The sequence below is a fragment of the Pseudomonas onubensis genome (assembly GCF_965653655.1).
Classification (GTDB): domain Bacteria; phylum Pseudomonadota; class Gammaproteobacteria; order Pseudomonadales; family Pseudomonadaceae; genus Aquipseudomonas.
Map to the genome: position 1 here is coordinate 62,952 of NZ_CBFHAZ010000014.1, position 23,306 is coordinate 86,257.

Here is a 23,306-nt window from a genome sequence, read left to right on the forward strand (position 1 = left end):
CCTCATACCGGCAGCCTACACATAGACTATTGCGTTGTAGTGAAAGTCACAGCGTCAAGGCACTCAATGTACACTTGTTCACTGAAATTTTAAACCGAGCCTGTTTATCGGCCCGTTTGGGTGCCTAAGACTGCCGCACTTTCGTCTTTCACGCCAGTCGCAGTTGGTTGATGGCGCGGCGCTATTGCACCCAGCGCTGCAGTATTTGCTGCAAATCCGTGCGTTTGAACGGCTTGGCCAGGTAATCGTTCATTCCGGCTGCCAGACAGGCTTCGCGATCACCCTGCAACGCGTTGGCCGTCAGCGCGATAATCGGCAGGTCGGCGCAGCCGGGCAGTTGGCGAATCTGGCGAGTGGCTTCGTAGCCGTCGATCAGCGGCAGGCGGCAATCCATCAGGATCGCGGTAAAAATCAGGCTCTCGGCACTGCGGATCGCCTCGGCACCATCGGTGGCCAGGCTCACTTCAAACCCCAGGCTGCGCAACATGGCTTCGACCACGGTGCGGTTGACCGGGTTGTCCTCCACCAGCAACACATGGCGTCCATCACCCGCGCTGGCCTTGCCCTCGGCGTTAAGGGCGATTGCCGGCACGCTGTGCTGGTCGATGGCCAGTGGGATTTCCAGGGTAAACACCGAACCACGGCCTTCCTGGCTCTGCGCGCGCAGCGTGCCGCCCATACGTTCGGCCAGCGTGCGGGCAATGGGCAGTCCCAGGCCGGTACCGCCGTAACGTCTTGAAATGGAACTGTCCGCCTGCTGGAACGCATCGAACATCAGCTCCAGGCGTTCGGCGGAAATCCCGATGCCGCTGTCGCGCACTGTGCAGGTGAACCACACCAGCTCATGGTCGAGGGTTTGCCAATGCGGCTCGACAGTGACGCTGCCTTGCTCGGTGAACTTGAGCGCGTTACCGATCAGGTTCACCAGGATTTGGCGGACACGGGTCGGGTCACCCTGCACGCGCAGGGCGTCCATGCCCAGCGGAATCGGCAATTCCAGGCTCAACCCGCGCTGTTGGGCGCTGTGCTGGAAGGCCTGGGCGCAACTGCTGATCAAGTCCGCGAGGTTGAAGGGGATATGTTCCAGCTCCAGCGCAGCGCGTTCGATACGGGAGAAGTCGAGGATGTCGTTGATGACCTTAAGCAGGTGCTCGGTGGACTCCGAAGCCAGCGCCGCGTACTCGGTCTGCTCCTCGGTCATCTCGGTGGTTTCCAGCAGTTGCAGCATGCCCAGCACACCGTTCATGGGCGTGCGCAGCTCGTGGCTCATCATCGCCAGGAAGTCCGACTTGGCATTGTTGGCCCGTTCGGCTTCTTCGCGGGTCTGGATCAACTGGGCCATGGCCTGGTGTTGTTCGCGGCTGGCCTGGTTAAGGCCTTCGGCGAGGTTGTTGATATGCCGCGACAAGTCGCCCAGCTCCGAGTCATCGACAATCGGCAGCGGCGTCTTGTAGTCGCCTTGCTGGATGGCTTTTACCGCGTGGCCCATGGCGCTGATCGGTTGCGACAGGCTGGCGGCCAGACGGCGTGCGAGCAGGAAGGTAAACAGCAGGGCGAATAGCGCAAGGATCCCGGCCTTGAACAGAATCTCCTGCTGGCGCTGGCTGAAGGCGTCGTTGGACATGCCGACGATCACCCGGCCCAGGTAATCGGCACGCGGCGCCTTGGGTTCGTTGAGGTTGTCCTGGAAAAAGTCATTGCCCAGCTGGATATGCTGCAAGCGAATCGGCGCCTGGAACACTTTCACCGACAGCGAGCGGTCGTGTTTTTCCGACGGTTGCTCGACGTACACCAGGATGTTCTCGGTGCTGTCCTGAATCTCCAGAAAGCGCACATGCGGGGTGGCCAGCGTGGCACGCAGCAGGCTTTCGAGCACGTCGTTGTTACCGGAAATCACCCCGTATTCGGTGGCCGGGGCCAGTTGGTTGGCGATCAACTGGCCGGTGTGGTCCAGTTCCTGGCGCAAGTCCTGGATACGCACGAAGGTAAAGAAGCTGATCAACAGCAAGGTCAGCAACAGCGCCGGGCCCAGGGTGATGAGCTGGGTGCGGGTGTTGATGTCCCAACGACGACGCAAGGTCATGGGCGTTTCTCTCCTTCGGCCAAGCGGGCGGCGACGGCGGCTTCGTCCACCTGTTCGATCCCCAGTGAGCGCGCGACCTGCGGGTTGCCCACGACTTTGAAGTGTTGCGGGTACAGGCTGCGTGGCCAGTTGGCGGGCGGATGATCCAGCAGGCGGTCGAGCACCGCCAGCCAGTCGGCCTGATCGCTGTAGGTGCTGGCCAGGCTGCCGGCCTTGACGAATCCGGCGTTGGGCCCCACCAGCGGCAGTTGCTGGGCATAGCTGCTGAGCAACAGATTCTTCACGGTTTTCGGGTTGTACAACTGCGGGTCGTCGAGGCCGAGCAGCACGTCACTGTTCTTGAGCAGGTTTTGCAGCGGGCGGCTGTCGTTGATGTTGTCCCAGCGCTGCGGCACGATCTGCAGGCCCATGGGCGCTGCATATTCGCGCAACTGCGGCAGTAGAAACTCACTGTCGGCGCCATAGAGCACACCGACGCGTTGGGCCTGCGGCAGGATGTTGGCGATCAGGCTGAGCTGGCGCGCCAGCGGCGGGTCGCTCCACAACAGGCTGATTTTTGCCGGGTGGGTGCTGCCCAGGCGCTGGCGCGCTTGCAGGCGGCTGATGCGTAACACCAGGGTCGGTGGGCCCTGGTCATCCTGCAGGCGCCAATCGAGGCCGGGCAAGTCCAGCAGGATCAGGCGTGTGCCGGGCGGTAACTGGCTCGGCGCGGGCAAGTCTTTGAGCGCGACAAAGCTCACGTGGTCTGCGGGGCGCTGCTGGGCGAGGGCTTGGGTAAAGGCCTGAACGCCGGCACCGTCTTCGGCGGCGGTCAACAGGATATCGGCGCTCCACGCTGGCGCGGTCAGCAACAGGCACACCAGCAGCAAGGCGCGGCGCCAGAGCTGAAAGATAAAGAAGGGGGTCATCCGTGACTGAGCGCCCATGTCAGAATTCCAGCTCCGCGCTGAAGTACAGGACATGGCGACTGTCGTAGTTGTTATCGGCCCAGGTGGTGGGCTGGTTATCGAGGCGTTGTTGCAACATGCCGGCCAGCTCCACATTGGCTTTGCCCAGGGCAATGCGCTTGGCAACCCGCAGGTCGACCCGTTCGAAGCGATATTGGTTGAGCGCATCGTCGCCATAGTAGAACAGCGCACTGGACCAGCCGTGGCCCCACTCGCGCAGCCAACCGGCCGAGCCGCTGTTGCGTGCGGTTTGCGCCTTGTCCAGCGGGTTGCTGGAAGCGGCGTCGACGTAAGCATAGGTCAGGCGCAGGCGGTCGGTATTGCTCATGCGCCAGTCGAACTGCGATTCGGCGCCGGTGAAGCGCGCGCTGTTGGCGTTGCTGGCAATGTATTGGTTGTTGCGCAGCGGTGAGCTGATCATCTCGGTGATTTCGTCGTAGAACAGTTTCACGTCGACATTCAACCCGAAGTCGGCAAAGAAGCCGTTGTAGCCCAGCTCTCGTGAACGCATCAACTCTTTATCGAGGTTGCCGGGGCCCCGCGTTACCACAAAATATTGCCCGGAGTTCTGCCCGTAGGCCGGGGAGCTCAAATTGGTGACGCGATAGCTCCAGTTGACGTTGTTCTCGAACATGTCCGGCGAGCGAATCGCCTCGGAATACACCGCCCGCAGGCCGTGGCGCGGGTTGATCAGGTAGTTGACCGCCACCCGTGGCGTGAGCGAGTTGCCGCTCAGGTGGGTGTCTTCGTACATGGCGCCGCCTTGCAGCAGCCAGTGCTCGCTGGCGCGCCATTCCAGGTGGCCGAACAAACGCCAGGTGGTGTCGTCGAGGGTGCCATTGAAATAGGTGTCGGAGTCGGCGCGGTCGTAACGGTAGTTCATGCCGCTGACCAGGCGCAGGCTATCGGACAGGCTCAGGGTGTCCTGGATCTCCAGGTCGTAGCGGCTTTCGCGGGTGCTTTGGTCGATGTCGCCACAGACGCTCTGGTTGGCGCCGTTGCGCCACTGGTCCAGTACCTGGTTGCCCAGCGTTTGTTCGGCGGCACTGCCGGGTGGTGCGACACCCTGGCTGTAGGTGTCCATGTGCCGCGCCAGCTGTTCGGCATAGTTGGGGTTCAACTGCCACAACCGCGTCAGCTCCGGGCTGAACGAGACCTTGGCGTCACAGGCTTTCCAGACCTGCTGGCGGTCCCATTGCTGGGCAGAGCCCTGAATGTACAAGCTGTGTTCGGGGTTGAAATCGAAGTTCCAGCGCAACGACCCGGCATAGTCCTTGGCGACGACATCGGAATTGGTGCCGCCTTCGGTAATCCCGGCAAACACCGGCATGTAGGTATAAGGACGCTGGTTGGTGCCTTCCTTGGCATCAAATTGCCAATCGAGACTCTGCTGCGCGTTCAGGGCCTGGCTCACTGCCAGGCTGAAGCGGTTGAGGCGGCGACTGTCGCGACGGTCGGCGCCGACGGCGTTGCTGTCAAAGCCATCGTCCTGCTGGCCGGACAAGGACAGGCGCAAGTCACCGGTTTCCCAGCCTACGCCCTGGCTGGCGTAGTAGTCGTTGATGCCGCGCTGGCCGCGGATGACTTTGACCCGCGAGCCGTGGCTGTTGGCCGGTGAGCGCGTAAGAATATTGACCACCGCCATCAGTGCATTGGCACCGTAGCTGACGGTGTTGGGGCCACGGAAGACCTCGATGCGCTCGATATCTTCCATGGCCACCGGAATGTCGCTCCAGTCCACGGTGGCCAGGCCCGCGCGGTACACCGAACGCCCGTCGATCAACACCTGCATGCGTCGCGCGTCACTGGCGCTGGTGCCGTGGTAGTTCACCGCCGCCTGGTTGCCGGTGGTGTAGCCGACCATCATCCCCGGCACCAGCCGCAACAGCTCGGCGATGTCGCGTGCACCACTGGCCTTGATCAGCTCGCTGTCGATCACCGTCATGCTGCCGGGCACGGCCGCGGCCGATTGCTTGAGGCGTGTGGCGGTCAACACTTGCGGCAGTGGCTGGCTGTCGAGGAACAGGTCATCAGCCAGCGCAGGTGTGCTGCACAGCAACATCAGCAACAGAGATGAGCGAGGAGGAGGGCCCAGATACACGGTGCAGCCTTGATAATTGCGGATAGCCGCCCATGTTAACTGAGGTGGGGCCATTTGCCAGTCGTGGGACTTGTAATTACTTCACACAATTGTGGCATTTTCCGACAAGCGCACGAATTGACGCGGGGGCTGGCCGCAAGCGGGTCGCCCCGTATAATGCCGCCATCGCCATGTAAGGATTAACGGATTGCATATGACTGAACAGCGCCCTATTGCGGTCCTGGGAGGCGGAAGTTTTGGTACCGCCGTGGCTAACCTGCTGGCTGAAAACGGCCACGCGGTACGCCAGTGGATGCGCGATCCCGAGCAGGCCGAGGCCATTCGCGTGCATCGGGAAAACCCCCGTTACCTTAAAGGCATCAAGATTCATCCGGCCGTGGAACCGGTCACCGACCTGTTGGCCACGCTGACCGACTGCGACCTGTGCTTCGTCGCACTGCCTTCCAGCGCCTTGCGCTCGGTGCTGGCGCCCCACGCCGAACGCCTGGCCGGCAAGCTGTTGGTCAGCCTGACTAAAGGCATTGAGGCGCACACCTTCAAGCTGATGAGCGAGATCCTTGCCGAGATCGCCCCGCAGGCGCGCATCGGTGTGCTGTCCGGGCCGAACCTGGCACGGGAAGTCGCCGAGCACGCGCTGACCGCCACAGTGGTTGCCAGCGAAGACGAAGCACTCTGCGAGCGCGTCCAGGCTGTGCTGCATGGCCGCACCTTTCGCGTCTACGCCAGTGGCGACCGTTTTGGCGTCGAGCTGGGCGGGGCGCTGAAAAACGTCTACGCGATCATCGCCGGCATGGCCGTGGCACTGGGCATGGGCGAGAACACCAAGAGCATGCTGATCACCCGCGCGCTGGCGGAAATGACCCGCTTTGCCGTGAACCAGGGCGCCAACCCGATGACCTTCCTGGGGCTGGCGGGCGTGGGCGACTTGATCGTCACCTGCTCGTCGCCCAAAAGCCGCAACTATCAAGTCGGTTTCGCCCTCGGCCAGGGCCTGAGCCTGGAAGACGCGGTCACGCGCCTGGGCGAAGTCGCCGAAGGCGTCAACACCCTCAAGGTGTTGAAGGCCAAGGCCCAGGAAGTCGGTGTGTACATGCCGCTGGTCGCCGGGCTGCACGCGATCCTGTTTGAAGGGCGCACCTTGAACCAGGTGATCGAGCTGCTGATGCGCGCCGAGCCGAAAACCGACGTCGACTTTATTTCCACCAGCGGTTTCAACTGAGGAACGCGCACATGAACGATCCGAAAGACAGCCCAAAATACGAGTCCATCCTGCTGCGCGTCCTGTGGATGCTGGTGTTTGCCCTGGTGTGGCAAGTGGCGCAGTTCCTGCTCGGTGCGCTGGTGGTGGTGCAGCTGATTTATCGCCTGATCTACGGCGCGCCGAACCTGGGCCTGATGAACGTTGGCGACAGCCTCAGCCAGTTCCTGGCGCAGATCGGCCGTTTCGGCAGCTTTCACACCGAGCAGAAACCCTGGCCGTTTGCCGATTGGCCAACCCCGCGCGCACCCGAAGGCGAAGCCGCCCACAGCGTGCCACCCGCGCCGCACCCGGCGCGTGATGAGGAGCCAAAGCTGTGAAGCTATGGATTTTGCGTCACGGTGAAGCCGAAGGGCATGCGCGCACCGACGCCGAACGCAACCTCACCGAGCATGGCCGTGGCGAAGTGTTGCGCAGTGCCGCGCACCTGATTGGCCAGCCTATCAGTGCCATCCTTGCAAGCCCCTATGTGCGGGCGCAGCAGACGGCGCATCTGGTGCGTGATGCATTGGGTTTTGAACCGCAGGTCCGCACCGTGCGGTGGCTGACGCCCGACGGCAACCCGCTGCAAGTGCTGGAGAAGCTCGACACCGATGACAACGTGCTGCTGGTCAGCCACCAACCCTTGGTGGGCAGCCTGATCAGCTTTTTGCAGCATGGCCATCAGCGTCAGCCGGAGCCGATGCACACCGCCAGCCTGGCGGAACTGGAAGGCGATTTTCCGCTGGCGGGGCTGATGAGCCTGGTCAGCGTAAAAAACCCATAAGCTGGATCGCTTCTTTTTGTGTGCTATATAGTCAACCAAGCAAGTGCTTGGTTGGCTATCATCGGATCACAAAGGAGCGCGTCCCATGCCTGTCGCTTTTCGTTTGCCGTTGCAGGTCTTCTTCGAACGTGAAGCGCGACACCCGCGCAAACCCTTTCTGGTGCAACCCATCGGCGGAGGCGAGGTGCAGACGCTCACCTGGGGCGATGTCGGCCACCAGGCCCGTTGCGCCGCGCATTGGCTGCGCGCCCGGGCATTGCCCCAGGGCTCGCACATTGCCCTGATCTCGAAAAACTGCGCGCACTGGATCATTGCCGACCTGGCGATCTGGATGGCCGGGCATGTGTCGGTGCCGTTGTACCCCAACCTAACGGCGGACTCCGTCAATCACGTGCTCACGCATTCGGAGGCGGTGCTGGTATTAATCGGCAAGCTGGATGACTGGCCTGCGATGGCGCCGGGGATTCCCGCCGGTTTGCCGACCATCAGCCTGCCGTTGTGCCCAGCGGGTGAGTTTGATTTCAGTTGGGCAGACCTGCAAGGCTGTTCGCCGATCCAGGACAACCCTCTGCCAGAGGCCGCGAGCCTGGCCACTATTGTTTACACCTCCGGCACCACCGGCTTGCCCAAGGGCGTGATGCAAACCTTCGGTGCCCTGGGGTTTGCCGCCACGCGCGGCACGCAGATATTTGGCTTGGGCGAGGATGACCGGCTGCTGTCCTACCTGCCGCTGTGCCATGTGGCAGAGCGCATGTTTGTCGAGCTGGCGGCGATCTATACCGGGCAAACGGTGTTTTTCGCCGAAAGCCTCGACACCTTCCTGACCGACCTGCGCCGGGCGCGCCCCACGGCCTTGTTCGGCGTACCGCGTATCTGGACCAAGTTCCAGATGGGCGTCTACGCCAAAATCCCGGAAAAACGCCTCGATACCCTGTTGCGCCTGCCTCTTATCGGCAAGCGCGTCGGCCACAAAGTGTTGGTCGGGCTGGGCCTGGATGCGCTACGCATCGCGCTGTCCGGCGCAGCGCCGGTGCCCGAGGCGCTGTTGCGCTGGTATCAACGCCTGGGCCTGGACGTGCTGGAGGTGTATGGCATGACCGAAAGCTGCGGCTATTCCCACGTATGCCGCCCTGGCCAGCAAACGCTCGGCTGGATCGGCCTGCCATGCCCTGGCGTCGAAGTGCGCATCGACCCGGCGGGCGAAGTGCAGGTGCGCAGCGGCGCTACAATGCTCGGCTACTTCAAGGACCCGCAGAAAACCGCCGAAACCCTCACCGAGGATGGCTTCCTGCGCACCGGTGACAAGGGCGAGCAGGACGCCGATGGGCGCCTGCGCCTGACCGGACGGCTCAAGGAGATCTTCAAGACCAGCAAGGGCAAGTACGTGGCCCCGGTGCCGATCGAAAACCGCCTGGCTGAACATGCACGCATCGAACAAGTCTGTGTGGTTGGCGATGGCCTGTTGGCGCCGATGGGCTTGTGCGTGCTGTCGGCCGGCAGCCAGGACCGGCAGGCGCTGCGCAGCAGCCTGGAGCGCTGGCTGGAACAGGTCAACGGCGCGCTGGACAAGCACGAGCGCTTGCGCCAACTGGTGGTGGTCAAAGACAGTTGGGCGGTGGAAAACGGCTTTCTGACGCCGACCTTGAAGATAAAACGCAACGTGATCGAGTCGACTTACGGTGCACAATTTTCGCCCTGGAGCGAACGCAGCGAAACCATTGTGTGGCAGGATTAGGGTCGTAATAAAACCAATAAGGACAACTTCATGAGCTTGTGGCGCACCCAACCGAATATCGAGCAACTCAACGCCATCCAGAAAAACACCATCGGTGAATTGCTGGATATCCGTTTCGAAAGCTTCGACGACGAGTCGTTGACCGCAAGCATGGTGGTCGACCCTCGCACCCACCAGCCGTACGGCCTGCTGCACGGTGGCGCGTCGGTGGTGCTGGCCGAAAGCGTCGGCTCCATGGCGGCTTACCTGTGCATTGATGCCAGCAAGTTCTATTGCGTGGGCCTTGAGGTCAACGCCAACCACTTGCGTGGTGTGCGCAGTGGGCGGGTGACCGCGGTAGCACGGGCGATTCATATCGGCCGTACCACGCAGGTGTGGGACATTCGCTTGACCAGCGACGATGGCAAGGCCAGCTGCGTGTCGCGCCTGACCATGGCCGTGGTGCCGTTGGGCGAGAACCCGCCGGCACGATAGGCGTGGCGTGAGTGTCATCATTCCTGGCGGTTACAGTCATTGCTCTGCGGCTCAAGGCTGGTGACAATTCACTTCTGTTCTTGTAGATGGATCCTGTATGTCGCAGCACGTGTTTTTTGCCCATGCCAATGGTTTTCCTTCGGCCACCTACGGCAAGTTGTTTGCCGCCCTGGCCCCGGAATACGCGGTGGTGCATTTGCCGCAGCACGGTCACGACCCCAGGTTTCCAGTGGACGACAACTGGCAGAACCTGGTGGATGAGCTGATCCACCATTTGGAACAGCAACCGGAGCCGGTGTGGGGCGTGGGCCATTCCTTGGGCGGTGTGCTGCACTTGCATGCGGCCATGCGCTGCCCGCAGCTGTACCGTGGCGTGGTAATGCTTGATTCGCCGGTGTTGACCCGCGCTGACCGCTGGGTGATTCGCGCCGCCAAACGTTTTGGCTTTATCGACCGCCTGACCCCCGCCGGGCGCACCTTGGGTCGGCGTGAAGAATTCAGCGACCTGGCTGCCGCACGCAGCTACTTCGCCGGCAAGACGCTGTTTCGCGGCTTCGACCCGGAGTGCTTTGACGCGTACTTGCAACACGGCTTGCAACAGGTGGGCGATCGCCTGCGCTTGCGCTTTGACCCGGCCACCGAGATCAGTATCTACCGAGGCGTGCCCCACACCAGCCCAGGTCAGGTTCGCCAACTGAAAGTGCCACTGGCGGTGGTGCGCGGGCGCCAGAGCCGGGTGGTGATGCGTCACCATGCCAGTGGTGTCGACCGCCTGCCCATGGGCGAAATGCTCACCATGCCGGGCGGCCATATGTTCCCTCTTGAACGCCCTCAGGACACCGCGACCTTGATCAAGAACTTGTTTTCCCGCTGGCAAGCCCGCGAGCGCAGTTGCGCATGAGCAACCCGGTCGAAGAAGTACGCCTGAGCCTGCCGCATATAGAATTGGCCGCGCATCTGTTCGGGCCCGAAGACGGCCTGCCGGTGATCGCCCTGCATGGCTGGCTGGACAACGCCAACAGCTTTGCACGGCTGGCGCCCAAGCTTACGGGCCTGCGCATCGTTGCGCTGGACATGGCCGGGCATGGGCACTCAGCCCATCGGCCGGCCGGGGCCGGTTATGCCTTGTGGGATTACGTGTTCGATGTGCTGCAAGTGACTGAACAACTGGGCTTGAAACGTTTTGCATTACTTGGCCATTCCCTCGGCGCCATCGTTTCCCTGGTGTTGGCCGGGGCGCTGCCGGAACGCGTCACGCACCTGGGGTTGATCGACGGCGTGATCCCACCGACCGCCGCTGGCGAGAACGCTGCCGAGCGCCTCGGCATGGCCTTGCAGGCGCAATTGAGCCTGCAAGACAAGCGCAAACCGGTCTACAGCACCTTGGATCGGGCCGTTGAAGCGCGCATGAAAGGCGTGGTGGCGGTCAGCCGTGAAGCCGCTGAACTGCTGGCCCAGCGCGGTTTGATGCCCGTGCCGGGCGGCTATACCTGGCGCACCGATGCGCGCTTGACCCTGGCATCGCCGATGCGCCTGACCGATGAGCAGGCGATGGCTTTCGTGAAGCGCGTAGGTTGCCCTACACAATTGGTGGTCGCGGCTGACGGCATGCTGGCGAAACATTCCGAATTGCTTTCTCAGCTACCCTTTACGGTGAACACGCTGCCGGGCGGCCATCATTTACACCTGAATGATGAGCCCGGTGCGATCCTTGTTGCAGACTGTTTCAATCGGTTCTTCTCCACGCCTTGACTTGGCGGGGTCAACTGCCGAGGCTGGGCGGATTGAAAGGGAGTCAACCATGAACGTTATGAATACCGCTGCGACCACTAATGGCCAGGGCTCAACCATCCGATGAGCCTGCGTAAAGGATGTCTCCGTGCCCTTGGGCTGTGCTGTTTGAGCCCTATGGTGTTCGCCGCCGACGTGCCGGGCAGCCAGGATCTACCGGCCGTGGCCCGTCAGGTCGATGCGCAAATCGTCGATTACCGCCCCGCTGAAGAAAAAGAACGCATCTACCCCATGGGCGCGATCCGCAAGATCAGCGGCCAGCTGCGCTACGAAGGCCAGGCCACGGCACGCGGCCAAACCACGGCCATCACCTATGAACTGCCTGCCGAGCACACGTCCAGCGCGGCGTTTACCGCGACGCGCGAAGCGCTGCAGGCCAAGGGCGCGCAGCTGTTGTTCTGGTGCCAGGCACGTGATTGCGGGGAGAGCAGCCTGTGGGCCAATGAAGTGTTCGGCAATGCCAAGCTGGTCGGCGCCGACGGCCAGCAGGAATACCTGCTGCTGCGCCTGGCCGCCCCGCAAGGCAATTCGTTGGTGGCGCTGTACGGCATCACCCGTGGCAACCGCCGTGCTTATCTGCATGTGGAGCAACTGGACGCCAGTGCGCCGTTGGGTGACTTGCTGCCCACGTCGGCGACCTTGCTGCGCGAGCTTAAAAGCACTGGCGAGCTGGACTTTCCGGCACTCGGCAGCGCCCCTGACGCCACCTGGCTGACCTTGATTTCCCGTGGCTTGAACCTCGACGCCACCTTGCGCGTGAGCCTTACCGGGCCGACCGCCGAAGCCTGGCGCCAGGGCCTGATCGACAGCGGCGTGCGTGCCGCCCGCCTGGAAACCGGCAGCGGTGACGCTAAGGGTTTGCACCTGCATCTGATACGCTGACCGTTATCAAGGCGAACGGACCCGCGCCGTTCGCCTAAGCTCTCTTCCTACAGCCTTATTCTCGAGAAACCCGATGCTCAATAACGATCGCCTACTGGTGCAAATCCTGCTGCTGGTGTTGTTTGGTGCCAGCTTCTGGGTGATGGCGCCGTTCTGGTCGGCGCTGTTCTGGGGCGCGGTGCTGGCGTTTGCCAGTTGGCCGCTGATGCGTTTGCTCACGCGCTGGCTGGGTGGCCGCGAATCCCTGGCGGCGGGCATCCTCACCTTGGGCTGGATGTTGCTGGTGGCGGTGCCGCTGGTGTGGCTGGGGTTCAACCTGGCCGACCATGTGCGCGATGCGGTGGGCTTGATCAAGGATATCCAGGTTGACGGCTTGCCCGCGGCGCCGACCTGGCTGGGTTCGATCCCGTTTGTCGGCGAGCGCCTGGTAGCGACCTGGGACAGCATCGACCAACAGGGCGCGGCGTTGATGGTCAGCATCAAGCCGTACCTGGGGCAGGTGGGTAACTGGCTGTTGGCGCGCAGCGCGCAAATTGGCGGCGGTATTCTCGAACTGACCCTGAGCCTGGTGTTCGTGTTCTTCTTTTATCGGGATGGGCCGCGGCTGGCGGTGTTTGTGCATCGTCTGTTGGAGCGCCTGATCGGCGAGCGTGCCGGTTACTACATCGAGCTGGTGGCTGGCACTGTGCAACGCGTGGTCAACGGCGTGATTGGTACGGCGGCGGCCCAGGCCCTGCTGGCGCTGATCGGCTTCCTGATTGCAGGTGTGCCGGGCGCGCTGGTGCTGGGCATCGTCACCTTCCTGCTCAGCCTGATCCCCATGGGCCCGCCGCTGGTGTGGATCCCCGCCACGGCTTGGCTGGCATGGAAGGGCGACTACACCTATGCGGTGTTCCTCGGTGTATGGGGCACGTTCATCATCAGTGGCGTGGACAACGTGCTCAAACCGTACCTGATCAGCCGAGGCGGCAACCTGCCGCTGGTGATCGTGCTGTTGGGCGTGTTTGGCGGCTTGATCGCCTTCGGTTTTATTGGTTTGTTTATCGGCCCGACCTTGTTGGCGGTGGCCTACAGCCTGCTGACGGATTGGAGTGCGACCCAGGCGCAGGAACGTCGCGAAGACAAAGCCCTTTAAGCTCTCGGCAACCACATCACGGCGGTTAAGCCGCCGCCTGGGGTTTCCTCCAGGCTGAGGTGGCCGCCAAGGCGTTCCACGGCTTCCTTGGAAATCGTCATGCCCAGGCCGACGCCGCCGGAGTTGCGGTTGCGCGAGCCTTCAAGGCGAAAGAACGGCTCGAACACCGCCTCGCGTTTATCGGCTGCAATCCCAGGCCCGTGGTCGATCACGCGGATCACCAGGGCGCCACGGCTGTCCGCCAACTCAATACGCGCCGTGCCGGCATACCGCAGGGCGTTGTCGATCAAGTTGTTGAGGCACGAACGCAGCGCCATCGGTTGCACCTGCAACGGTACGCACGAGCCGGAAAACTGTACGTCCGAGCCTTGGTCCTGGGCGTTTTCGCTGAGGGACTCGACCAGCGCCTGCACATCGAGCCAGTGCCGGGTCTCGCTGGTGCGTTGTTCGTGCAGGTAGCTCAAGGTGGCGTCGAGCATGCCGATCATGTCGTCCAGGTCCTGGCGCATCTGGCCTTGCAGCTTGGTGTCTTCGATCTGCTCCAGGCGCAGCTTGAGGCGTGACAGCGGCGTGCGCAGGTCATGGGAGACGGCGCCGAGCATGCGCGCGCGCTGGCTGACTTGTTCGCGGATACGCTTTTGCATCAGGTTGAAGGTCGATGCAGCCTGGCGGGCTTCCCGTGGCCCGGACTCGTCGAGCGGCGGGCTGTCGAGGTCAAGGCTCAAGCGTTCGGCCGCTGCGCTCAGGCGCTGGATCGGCCGGCTCAGCAGTTTGGCGCCGTACCAGGCGGCGATGATCAGCGAGATAAACTGAAAGGTCAGCGGCACCACGGGGCCGCCGTACCAAGGCCGATGATGGCGGGCCAAAGGCTTCATCGTGCCGTCGGGTTGCTCGACGAAGGTTTCCTGGGGCGGCGGTGGTGGTGGGCCGTAGTGGCGGAACCAGAAGATCGCCAGTACATGAGCGAGCACAATGGCCACCAGCAATACGCCGAACAGCCTGCCAAACAGCGTATTGAAGGTGGCGCGCATCAACCGATATCCCGGGCGTCGAACAGGTAACCTTCGCCACGCACGGTTTTGATCAGTTGCGGTGCTTTCGGGTCATCCCCAAGCTTCTGGCGCAGGCGCGATACAAGCAGATCGATGCTGCGGTCGAAGGCTTCGATGGAGCGGCCACGGGCAGCATCCAGCAATTGTTCGCGGCTCAGCACACGGCGCGGGCGCTCGATAAACACCCACAGCAAGCGAAATTCCGCGTTGGACAGCGGCACTACCAGGCCATCATCGGCCACCAATTGGCGCAATACGCTGTTGAGGCGCCAGTTGTCGAAACGGATGTTGGCGCGTTGCTCGGTGCGGTCATCGCGCACCCGGCGCAGGATGGTCTGGATACGCGCCACCAGCTCGCGCGGCTCGAACGGCTTGGACATATAGTCATCGGCGCCCAGTTCCAGGCCGATGATGCGGTCGGTGGGTTCGCAGCGCGCCGTGAGCATCAAAATCGGGATGTCCGACTCAGTGCGCAACCAGCGGCACAGCGACAGGCCATCTTCGCCCGGCAGCATCAGGTCAAGCACCACCACATCAAAGGTTTCGGCTTGCATGGCGGTGCGCATGGCCGTGCCGTCGGTGACGCCGGTGGCGAGAATATTGAAGCGGGCCAGGTAGTCGATCAGCAGTTCGCGGATCGGCAGGTCGTCATCGACGATCAGCGCGCGGGTGTTCCACCGCTTGTCTTCGGCGATCGCCGCGCCTTTTGGCTCTTCGTTTACAGAGACGGTAGGGGTATGCATAGTGCGATCATCTGCCTGGGTTGTTACGGTGAGCATAGGCGCCCAACTCCATGCCTGGAAGTGCTGGGCGAGCGGTCATGTGCGCGAGGCTAGCCGCGGGGCGTGTTGAGGGCATGTCGGGAATGTATCAGTCTTGACACAATTGCTCGAAATCCTTGGTTCTGCGCGCCTGATCAGCATTTTACCGATCATCGGATCCCGTAACGGCGCTGCTTGCGCTACAATCCGCGCCGATTTCGACTTGCCTGAGAGCCCATTCCAATGTCCGTCTGCCAGACTCCTATCATCGTCGCCCTGGATTACCCCACTCGTGACGCCGCACTGAAGCTGGCTGACCAGTTGGACCCCACGCTTTGCCGGGTCAAGGTCGGCAAGGAACTGTTCACCAGTTGCGCCGCCGAAATTGTCGGCACCCTGCGCGACAAAGGCTTCGAAGTGTTCCTCGACCTGAAATTCCACGACATCCCCAACACCACCGCGATGGCGGTTAAAGCTGCCGCCGAAATGGGCGTGTGGATGGTCAATGTGCATTGCTCTGGCGGCCTGCGCATGATGAACGCCTGCCGCGAAGTGCTCGAGCAGCGCAGCGGCCCGAAACCCTTGCTGATCGGTGTGACCGTGCTCACCAGCATGGAGCGCGAAGACCTGGCCGGCATCGGCCTGGACATCGAGCCGCAGGAGCAGGTACTGCGCCTGGCGGCGCTGGCGCAGAAGGCTGGCCTGGATGGCCTGGTGTGTTCGGCGCTGGAAGCCCAGGCGCTGAAAACCGCGCACCCGTCGCTGCAACTGGTGACCCCGGGGATTCGTCCGGCGGGCAGTGCCCAGGATGACCAGCGCCGTATCCTGACGCCGCGTCAGGCACTGGATGCAGGCTCGGACTACCTGGTGATCGGTCGCCCGATCAGCCAGGCGGCAGATCCGGCCAAGGCATTGGCTGCAGTCGTCGCCGAAATCGCCTGATTGTCACTGATCTAAAATGTGGGAGCGGGCTTGCTCGCGAAAGCGGAGTGTCAGTCACCTGATGTGTGTCTGATACTGCGTATTCGCGAGCAAGCCCGCTCCCACATTTGGATCAGTAGTGTGTCAGTTAACCTTGAGCACCAACTTCCCAAAGTTCTCGCCGTTGAACAGCTTCATCAACGTCTCCGGGAACGTCTCCAGCCCCTCGACAATATCTTCCTTGCTCTTGAGCTTGCCCTGGGCCATCCAGCCGGCCATCTCCTGTCCAGCAGCGGCAAAGTTCGCCGCGTGGTCCATCACCACAAACCCTTCCATGCGCGCACGATTGACCAGCAACGACAAATAGTTGGCCGGGCCTTTCACCGCTTCTTTATTGTTGTACTGGCTGATTGCGCCGCAGATCACCACCCGTGCTTTCAAGGCCAGGCGGCTGAGCACGGCGTCAAGAATATCGCCGCCAACGTTATCAAAATACACATCCACGCCTTTGGGGCATTCGCGCTTGAGGGCGGCGGGTACATCTTCGCTTTTGTAGTCGATGGCGGCGTCAAAGCCCAGTTCATCAATGAGGAACTTGCACTTGTCGGCGCCTCCGGCGATGCCTACCACGCGGCAGCCCTTGAGCTTGGCAATCTGCCCGGCAATGCTGCCCACTGCGCCAGCGGCGCCGGAGATCACCACGGTATCGCCAGCCTTGGGCGCGCCGGTATCGAGCAGGGCGAAGTAGGCGGTCATGCCGGTCATGCCCAACGCTGACAAGTAGCGCGGCAGTGGCGCCAGTGTTGGGTCGACCTTATAAAAGCCGCGCGGCTCACCCAGGAAATAGTCCTGCACACCCAGCGCGCCGTTCACGTATTCACCCACGGCGAATTTCGGGTTGTTCGAAGCGATCACCTTGCCCACGCCCAGCGCCCGCATGACTTCGCCGATGCCGACCGGTGGGATATAGGATTTGCCCTCGTTCATCCAGCCACGCATTGCCGGGTCCAGGGACAGGTATTCATTGCGCACCAGCACTTGCCCATCCGCTGGCGTGCCCACCGGCACTTCCTGGTAGGTGAAGGTCTCCCGCGTGGCCGCGCCGGCCGGGCGTTTGGCGAGCAGGAATTGGCGGTTGGTCTGGGCAGTCATGGCAGGGACTCTTTTGGAAGTGAGCTTTGAGTGATAGACCTTCAGTCGCGTGAGGGCAAGGTTAAGGGTGGGCGCGAATGCCCGCCGATAGGTCGAGCTGATAGTTGCCCTGGGCGTCTTATCACTGCGATTCATGCAACCCCAACCGGCCATATGATAGTGCTGACGCGCCCGCCGTACGCTTGGCTAGACTCGGCCCACGGCTATTTCTCGCATAGGACATCCTCAATGAGCATGACGTTTTCCGGCCAGGTCGCCCTGGTGACTGGCGCTGCCGCCGGTATTGGCCGCGCCACCGCGCTGTCATTTGCCGCAGAAGGCTTGAAAGTAGTGGTGGCCGACCTGGATGTGGCGGGTGGCGAAAGCACGGTTGCGTTAATCCAAAGCGCCGGTGGCGAAGCGCTGTTCGTGCGCTGCAATGTCACGCTGGACGCCGACGTGCAGCAATTGATGGCACAGACCATCGCCGCCTATGGGCGCCTGGACTATGCCTTCAACAACGCCGGCATCGAAATCGAGAAGGGCAAGCTGGCCGACGGCAGCCTGGATGAGTTCGATGCGATCATGGGCGTTAACGTCAAGGGCGTGTGGTTGTGCATGAAGTATCAACTCCCGCTGTTGCTGGCCCAGGGCGGCGGCGCGATCGTCAACACCGCCTCGGTCGCCGGGTTGGGCGCTGCGCCGAAGATGAGCATCTATGCGGCGTCCAAGCACGCGGTGATCGGCCTGACCAAATCGGCCGCCATCGAGTATGCGAAGAAGAAAATTCGTGTGAATGCGGTGTGCCCTGCAGTAATCGACACCGACATGTTCCGCCGTGCTTATGAAGCCGATCCACGCAAGGCCGAGTTTGCCGCCGCAATGCACCCGGTCGGACGTATTGGCAAGGTCGAGGAAATCGCCAGTGCGGTGCTGTATCTGTGCAGTGATGGGGCGGCGTTTACCACAGGGCAAGCCTTGGCGGTGGACGGTGGCGCAACGGCTATCTAGGACTCAATGCCACGCACTCTTGGAAAAGTATTGGGCTGCTGTGGGGCGTTTCCACGGCTGGCACAAGGCCTCGTCAGAATGTGTATCAGCAGGTAAATAAGTCAATAAAATCAATACTTTAATAAGTGTTTGCGACCGGCTTGTGCGAGCTTCTGTGCTTAACTGTTTGGGGTTGAATAACAGACAGTTGAAGTGAGTGGCTCATGGATTTAGGGATCGATCGACAAGCCCATGTACCGGTGGTGCAGCAAATCGTCAGCGCGGTGGCGCATTGGATACGCAAGAGCGGCGCGAGCCCCGGCACGCGCTTGCCATCCATCCGGCAACTGGCCTTCGACAATCTGCTCAGCCAGTCGAGCGTGATCGAGGCTTTCGAGCGAATGGTGGCCCAGGGCGTACTGGCGTCCAGGCAAGGCTCGGGATTTGTGGTCGCCCAGCCTCCTGTTTGCCAGGAAAGCCACTGGTATGAGGGGGCAGAACTGGGCTGGGGCGCCTATGTCGATGGCCCGCTGGGCGAGTTGAAACTGGGCTGCGGCTGGCTGCCGGACGCGTGGCGTGAAAGCGATGATTTGTGCTACGCGATACGTGAAATCAGCCGCACCGACACGGCCGGCCTCTTCAACTACAGCACGCCACTGGGGTTGCCGGCATTGCGCGAGCAACTGCTCAAGCGGCTGACCCAGAGGAAGGTGGCAACCTGCCTTGAGCGCATCCTCACCACCCATGGCGCCAGCCATGCACAGGACTTGCTGATACGCTCGCTGCTCAAGGCCGGCGACACGGTGGTGGTTGAAACGCCGGGCTACGCCAACCTCTATCGACAGTTGGAGCGCCATGGCGTCACGTTGCTGGAGGTCCCGCGTGTCGTGGGTGGCCCGGACATGCCGGTGCTTGAGCAACTGCTGCAACGGCACCGTCCCAAGTGCCTGTTCATCAACTGCCTCTACCACAACCCCACCGGCACCAGCCTGTGCCGCGCCGTGGCTGAACGGTTGCTGGAGCTTTCGCGACGCGATGGCTTCCTGATCATTGAAGAGGACGTTTATGGCGACCTGCAGCACGCCAGTTGCACGCGACTGGCGGCGTTGCCCCATGATGACCGGGTGATCTATGTATCAAGCTTTTCCAAGACCCTGAGCAGTGCCTTGCGCGTGGGCTACGTCAGTGCCAGCACGGCCATCGTTGCGCAAATGGCCAGCCTCAAGACCCTGACTGGTATCGGCACCTCGCGGTTTGCCGAAGCAGTCGTCGCCACGCTGCTGGCCAATGGCACCTATCGTAAGTGGGTGCAACGCCTGCGCAAGCGTTTGAACCTGCAAATGGCGGCAACCCTGCAGGTACTGGAGGATGAAGAGTGGGAGGTATTTGCCATGCCTGCGGGCGGCATGTTTGTGTGGGCACGCCCGGGCCTGGGCGATCATTCACGGCTGCAGGCGTGCGCGAGTCGACTCGGCGTCCTGCTCTCGAGCGGGGCGCTGTTTACTCCCCGGGGCGAACCCAGTGACTGGCTGCGCATCAATGTGGCCAATGCTGCTGATCAGCGCGCGTTGGCGTTGTTCCGCGCCATGGGGCCTGCCAGATCGACCTCGACCATTCTGAAAACGACGAGCATGTAGCTTTTTGCCATTATTGTGACGCCAACGTCTTGTGCCAATGGCGTGTCGTTGCGAATCTCGCTGCATGGCAACCAGGCTTGCTGGCGTGTGCCCGTGCAAGAGGACTCAAGTGCAATGATTTCGGCCGTGCAACGTCGTTTCGCCAACCTCGGTATGGCAAAAAAACTGGGCTTGGGCTTCTCCCTGGTGCTGCTGCTGACGGCGCTGGTGGCGGCCATTGGCGTGTGGTCGCTGCAAACCGTTGGCCAGCGTTTCGAAGGCCTCAATGCCATGTCTTCGCTCAACAGCGGCTTGCTCAAGGTGCGCTTGATCGAGCAGGACTACGCGTTGCATGCCGACCCCAAGGCCGTCGATGCCTTGCATGCGAGCGTCGATGCACTGGCTGCCCTGGCGGCCACGCTCAAGGCCCAGTCCGCTGCCAATTTGCCGGTGATGGGCGACGTTGAGCAGGCGTTGGCCGCGTATCGCAAGGCGTTCGATGAATTTGTCGAGTTGACCCAGACCAAGGACCTGGCGCTGGAGATGGCCAGTTGGTCGGTTTCCAGCGTGGCCAATAACCTCGATGTGCTGCAAGCCGGCCTGGCCGACGATGGCGCCTATGGCCTTAAGGAAAGCCAGGGCAAGGAGGGCGCCGAGTTTATCGAGCAGGCCGGGCAGGTCAGCCAGGTCTCGCGTTTGATGCTGCAAGCCATGAACGAGGCGCGGGTGCGCCTGGACCAGAGCCGCAAGGCCGATGCCGACAACGCCGAGCAGGGCAAGATCGAACAGGCCGACCAGGCACTGGCGCAGGTTGAGCAGTTGAAAACCTCGGTCAAGGACGCGGGTTACCAGACCGTGCTCAATGAGGTGTCCGGGCATATTGCCGCTTTCAGCGAAAAGCTCGGTGAGTACACCGGTTTGCTGGCTCAGGAAAAAATCGTCTACAAGCAATTGCATGAGCGTGCCGACCAAGTGGTCAGCCGGGTCAACCAGGCGTATGCCGCCGAAGACCAGTCGATGCAGGCGCAATTGCGCAAAAGCACGCTGCTGATCATCGGCTCCTCGGCGTTGGCGTTGTTGGTGGGGCTGATTGCCGCCTGGCTGATTACCCGCCTGATCGTGGCGCCGCTGCGCAGTGTGATCGCGGTGGCCCAGCAGATTGCCGCAGGAGACCTGAGTGGGCGGATGGAGGTCAGTCGCCGTGATGAAATCGGCCAGTTGATGCAAGCGATGCAACAGATGGGCACTGGCTTGAGCCAGATGGTCAGCGGCCTGCAGGCCGGCATCGAGCAATTGGCCAGCTCTGCGCAATCACTTTCCAGTGTCACCGAACAAACCAATGTAGAGGTCAGCAGCCAGAAAGAGGAGACCGAACAGGTCGCCACGGCGATGAACCAGATGACCGCCACCGTGCATGACGTAGCGCGCAACGCCGAAGAAGCCGCGCAAGCGGCGCAGACCGCCGATGCCAAGGTCGACAGCGGCCAGCAGGTGGTGCGTCAGAGCCTGCAGCGCATTGAGTTGCTGGCGTCCTCCAGCACCAGTGCCAGCGCCAGCATCGACAGCCTCAGTGCCGAAATCCAGCACATCGGCACGGTGTTGGGGGTGATCAAAAGCGTCGCCGAGCAAACCAACCTGCTGGCCCTTAACGCCGCCATCGAGGCCGCCCGCGCCGGCGAGCAAGGCCGCGGCTTTGCGGTGGTGGCCGATGAGGTGAGGGCGCTGGCCAAGCGCACTCAGCAATCGACCGAGGAAATCGAGCGGTTGGTGAGTACGTTGCGCAGTGCGGCGCAGTCTTCGGTGCAGCAGATTCAGCAAAGCGGCGAGCTGGTGAAACTGGCCGTCAGCGATGCGCTGGAAACCGAGAGCGCGTTGGGCAGCATCGCCGCTGCCGTCTCCCTGATCCAGCAGATGAATCAGCAGATTGCAGCCGCCGCCGAGGAGCAAAGTTCGGTGGCCGAAGAGATCAATCGCAGTGTCACCAGTATCCGCGCGAGTGCCGACCAATCGGCGCTGAGCATGCAAGGCAACGCCGCGTCGAGCATTCAGCTGGCGCAGCTGGGGGCCGAACTCAAGGGCATGGTGGGGCACTTCCGCCTTTGATCAGTGAGCAAAGGCGGAGCCGTACGATCAGGCGTTGTTGGCGAGGAAGGTCAGCAGGGCTTCGTTGACGAAGTCCGGGTTTTCGCGGCTGGAGATGTGCCCGGCGTCTGGAATCAGGGTCAGGCTGCAACCGATCAGTACGGCCATTTCCTCGGATTCGGCGGGTGGGCGTGGTTTGTCCTGCACACCGTACATGATCAGGGTGGTGTCGGTGTCCAGGCGGTGCAGTTGGTCGAGGATATCGGCGCGGCTGAAGATCTGGCGGCCCAATGGCACGATGCTGTCCAGCAAACGCTCCTTGGAGAAGGCTTGCAGCGACCGGCGGAAATCCTGGTACAGCGCCGACTCGCGGTCGATGCCTGGCCGGAAGAAGATCGGTGCGATCACATCCAGCAACGGCTCAGGAATGGCACCGGCGTCTTCGATCATCTTGAACAGCGAGAAATAATACTGGCGCGTGGCCTCGGGCTCGGCGCCGAGGTAGGTGTCCATCAGCACCAGGCTGTTGATGCGTTGCGGCGCCAGCAACGCCAGGCGTGCGCCCCACATGCCGCCCACCGACAGGCCCACCAGGTTGATTTGTGCAATGTCCAACTGGTCCAGCAGGGCCAGGGTCTGGCGCGCCAGATCGTCCAGGGACTGGGTTTGGGCCGGCAGCGCGCCGGACTCACCATGGCCCCAGAGTTCGGGGACGATCACGCGGTACTGTTGCGACAGGGCTTCGATTTGCGGCGCCCACATGTTGCGGTCCCACAGGTAGCTTGAACCCAGCAGAACGACCGGGCCGGTGCCCTGGTCGACGTAGTGCAGCGGTTGTCCATCAATGACGGCGACAGGCATAGCAGGCCTCTGACTTCACGGAGTTAGGGGCACTTTTTTACGCTAGTCGGGGGCGGGGGGATAGGTGCAAAGTGATGGCACTTTATTGTGGCGTGTTGCGTTGGGGGCATATCCGTTATTTAGGTAACGGCGGCCTATGGTTCCGCTCTTACAGCGGGTCACTTTTGTAAAGACCGGAATGCCGGCCCAGCCAAAAGTAAGCAAAAAGTCTTCGCCCCAACACTCGGTGCCTCGCTTAGGCTCGGCATGCCCGCAATCCGCCAGTGATTTGGGGGGGGGGGGGCGCCGCGATGGGCCATCCTTGGCCCAGCGCGGCTAAACCGGCATCTCTGCCGGTTTATCCCCCAAATCCCTGTCGAATTGCGGCCATCGTGTTTGACGGGGCGATTTCAGATCAAGATCAAGATCACAAGCGCAGATCAAAAGACCGCTGACTTCGTCATCGAAAAGGATGTAAGGGCCGGAGCAACAGCAACAGCAGAGCCATACTCGGTCAAAGGTGGGAGCTGGCTTGCCTGCGATAGCATCAACTCCGTGTACCTGATACACCGAGGTGTCTGCATCGCAGCGATGCGGCGACCCGACAAGCCAGCTCTCACAGAAAAGCAGCTATTCAGTGCATGCAAATCCGCAGCCGACCTCATATTCAAAACTGCATGCGGTCAACTGTGGGAGCGGGCTTGCTCGCGAATGCGGTGGATCAGTGACAGATGAATTGAC

Annotated in this window: 20 protein-coding genes and 1 pseudogene; 14 read left to right on the forward strand and 7 right to left on the reverse strand. The window is 62.0% G+C overall.

Annotated elements, in window-relative coordinates; all coding sequences use genetic code 11:
• Positions 1-181: 181 nt before the first annotated feature.
• Genes ACTD9P_RS07680 through ACTD9P_RS07690 form a run of 3 tightly spaced genes read right to left on the reverse strand, consistent with a single transcriptional unit; the run spans position 182 to position 5,131 of the window.
• The gene (locus tag ACTD9P_RS07680; protein ID WP_438867229.1) at positions 182-2,083 is read right to left on the reverse strand and encodes an ATP-binding protein; all 1,902 of its coding nucleotides are present in this window, start codon (positions 2,081-2,083) and stop codon (positions 182-184) included.
• Complete coding sequence (locus tag ACTD9P_RS07685; protein ID WP_438867230.1) at positions 2,080-3,009, reverse strand: ABC transporter substrate-binding protein; 930 nt, start codon at positions 3,007-3,009, stop codon at positions 2,080-2,082. The genes ACTD9P_RS07680 and ACTD9P_RS07685 overlap by 4 nt, the downstream gene beginning before the upstream one ends.
• 1 nt (position 3,010) lies before the next feature.
• Positions 3,011-5,131 carry a TonB-dependent receptor plug domain-containing protein gene (locus ACTD9P_RS07690; RefSeq protein ID WP_438867231.1) on the reverse strand — a complete coding sequence of 707 codons (2,121 nt, stop codon included), beginning with the start codon at positions 5,129-5,131 and terminating at the stop codon, positions 3,011-3,013.
• Positions 5,132-5,324: 193 nt separating this feature from the next.
• Between ACTD9P_RS07690 and ACTD9P_RS07695 the strand changes: the two genes are divergently transcribed.
• The 9 genes from ACTD9P_RS07695 (at position 5,325) to ACTD9P_RS07735 (ending at position 13,172) form a co-directional block, all read left to right on the forward strand.
• The gene (locus ACTD9P_RS07695; RefSeq protein WP_200434258.1) at positions 5,325-6,350 is read left to right on the forward strand and encodes an NAD(P)H-dependent glycerol-3-phosphate dehydrogenase; all 1,026 of its coding nucleotides are present in this window, start codon (positions 5,325-5,327) and stop codon (positions 6,348-6,350) included.
• An 11-nt stretch (positions 6,351-6,361) separates the two neighbouring features.
• Positions 6,362-6,709 (forward strand): DUF4389 domain-containing protein, encoded by a 348-nt coding sequence (locus ACTD9P_RS07700; protein ID WP_438867232.1) that lies wholly within the window; start codon positions 6,362-6,364, stop codon positions 6,707-6,709.
• On the forward strand, positions 6,706-7,155 hold the full coding sequence (sixA, locus tag ACTD9P_RS07705; protein WP_438867233.1) for a phosphohistidine phosphatase SixA: 450 nt from the start codon (positions 6,706-6,708) through the stop codon (positions 7,153-7,155). Before ACTD9P_RS07700 ends, sixA begins: the two co-directional genes overlap by 4 nt.
• A gap of 85 nt (positions 7,156-7,240) precedes the next feature.
• Positions 7,241-8,890 (forward strand): AMP-binding protein, encoded by a 1,650-nt coding sequence (locus ACTD9P_RS07710; RefSeq protein WP_438867234.1) that lies wholly within the window; start codon positions 7,241-7,243, stop codon positions 8,888-8,890.
• Between the two features lie 30 nt (positions 8,891-8,920).
• Positions 8,921-9,364 carry a hotdog fold thioesterase gene (locus ACTD9P_RS07715; RefSeq protein ID WP_438867235.1) on the forward strand — a complete coding sequence of 148 codons (444 nt, stop codon included), beginning with the start codon at positions 8,921-8,923 and terminating at the stop codon, positions 9,362-9,364.
• Positions 9,365-9,461: 97 nt separating this feature from the next.
• Entirely contained in the window at positions 9,462-10,265 is an 804-nt protein-coding gene (locus tag ACTD9P_RS07720) for an alpha/beta fold hydrolase (RefSeq protein ID WP_438867236.1), read from the forward strand.
• Positions 10,262-11,116, forward strand: coding sequence for an alpha/beta hydrolase (locus tag ACTD9P_RS07725; RefSeq protein ID WP_438867237.1), 855 nt, complete (start codon positions 10,262-10,264; stop codon positions 11,114-11,116). Before ACTD9P_RS07720 ends, ACTD9P_RS07725 begins: the two co-directional genes overlap by 4 nt.
• Positions 11,117-11,218: 102 nt before the next feature.
• A complete protein-coding gene (locus ACTD9P_RS07730) occupies positions 11,219-12,037 on the forward strand; it encodes a DUF4892 domain-containing protein (protein ID WP_438867238.1) in 819 nt (272 codons plus the stop codon).
• Positions 12,038-12,110: 73 nt separating this feature from the next.
• Positions 12,111-13,172, forward strand: a complete 1,062-nt coding sequence (locus tag ACTD9P_RS07735) for an AI-2E family transporter (RefSeq protein ID WP_138816015.1) — start codon at positions 12,111-12,113, stop codon at positions 13,170-13,172.
• On the opposite strand, the gene ACTD9P_RS07740 is transcribed toward ACTD9P_RS07735, so the two are convergent.
• Both ACTD9P_RS07740 and ACTD9P_RS07745 read right to left on the reverse strand, forming a co-directional pair.
• Complete coding sequence (locus ACTD9P_RS07740) at positions 13,169-14,203, reverse strand: sensor histidine kinase (protein ID WP_438867239.1); 1,035 nt, start codon at positions 14,201-14,203, stop codon at positions 13,169-13,171. The two genes, ACTD9P_RS07735 and ACTD9P_RS07740, sit on opposite strands and share 4 nt — an antisense overlap.
• On the reverse strand, positions 14,203-14,967 hold the full coding sequence (locus tag ACTD9P_RS07745) for a response regulator (protein ID WP_438867244.1): 765 nt from the start codon (positions 14,965-14,967) through the stop codon (positions 14,203-14,205). The genes ACTD9P_RS07740 and ACTD9P_RS07745 overlap by 1 nt, the downstream gene beginning before the upstream one ends.
• A gap of 261 nt (positions 14,968-15,228) precedes the next feature.
• Here ACTD9P_RS07745 and pyrF point away from each other — a divergent pair, with 261 nt between their 5' ends.
• Positions 15,229-15,927 carry an orotidine-5'-phosphate decarboxylase gene (gene pyrF / locus ACTD9P_RS07750; RefSeq protein ID WP_056859708.1) on the forward strand — a complete coding sequence of 233 codons (699 nt, stop codon included), beginning with the start codon at positions 15,229-15,231 and terminating at the stop codon, positions 15,925-15,927.
• Positions 15,928-16,050: 123 nt separating this feature from the next.
• Here the strand turns inward: pyrF and ACTD9P_RS07755 are convergent, their stop codons facing one another.
• Positions 16,051-17,058 carry an NADP-dependent oxidoreductase gene (locus ACTD9P_RS07755; RefSeq protein ID WP_438867240.1) on the reverse strand — a complete coding sequence of 336 codons (1,008 nt, stop codon included), beginning with the start codon at positions 17,056-17,058 and terminating at the stop codon, positions 16,051-16,053.
• 228 nt (positions 17,059-17,286) lie between these two features.
• Here ACTD9P_RS07755 and ACTD9P_RS07760 point away from each other — a divergent pair, with 228 nt between their 5' ends.
• The 4 genes and pseudogenes from ACTD9P_RS07760 (at position 17,287) to ACTD9P_RS07775 (ending at position 21,746) form a co-directional block, all read left to right on the forward strand.
• Positions 17,287-18,048 carry an SDR family oxidoreductase gene (locus ACTD9P_RS07760; protein WP_438867241.1) on the forward strand — a complete coding sequence of 254 codons (762 nt, stop codon included), beginning with the start codon at positions 17,287-17,289 and terminating at the stop codon, positions 18,046-18,048.
• Between the two features lie 203 nt (positions 18,049-18,251).
• Positions 18,252-19,664, forward strand: a complete 1,413-nt coding sequence (locus ACTD9P_RS07765; protein ID WP_438867242.1) for an aminotransferase-like domain-containing protein — start codon at positions 18,252-18,254, stop codon at positions 19,662-19,664.
• 996 nt (positions 19,665-20,660) lie between these two features.
• Positions 20,661-20,888, forward strand: a pseudogene (locus tag ACTD9P_RS07770) (HAMP domain-containing protein); the annotation flags it as partial.
• 15 nt (positions 20,889-20,903) lie between these two features.
• Positions 20,904-21,746, forward strand: a complete 843-nt coding sequence (locus ACTD9P_RS07775; RefSeq protein WP_425540602.1) for a methyl-accepting chemotaxis protein — start codon at positions 20,904-20,906, stop codon at positions 21,744-21,746.
• A 27-nt stretch (positions 21,747-21,773) separates the two neighbouring features.
• Here ACTD9P_RS07775 and ACTD9P_RS07780 read toward each other — a convergent pair whose 3' ends face one another.
• On the reverse strand, positions 21,774-22,586 hold the full coding sequence (locus ACTD9P_RS07780; protein WP_438867243.1) for an alpha/beta fold hydrolase: 813 nt from the start codon (positions 22,584-22,586) through the stop codon (positions 21,774-21,776).
• Positions 22,587-23,306 lie beyond the last annotated feature (720 nt).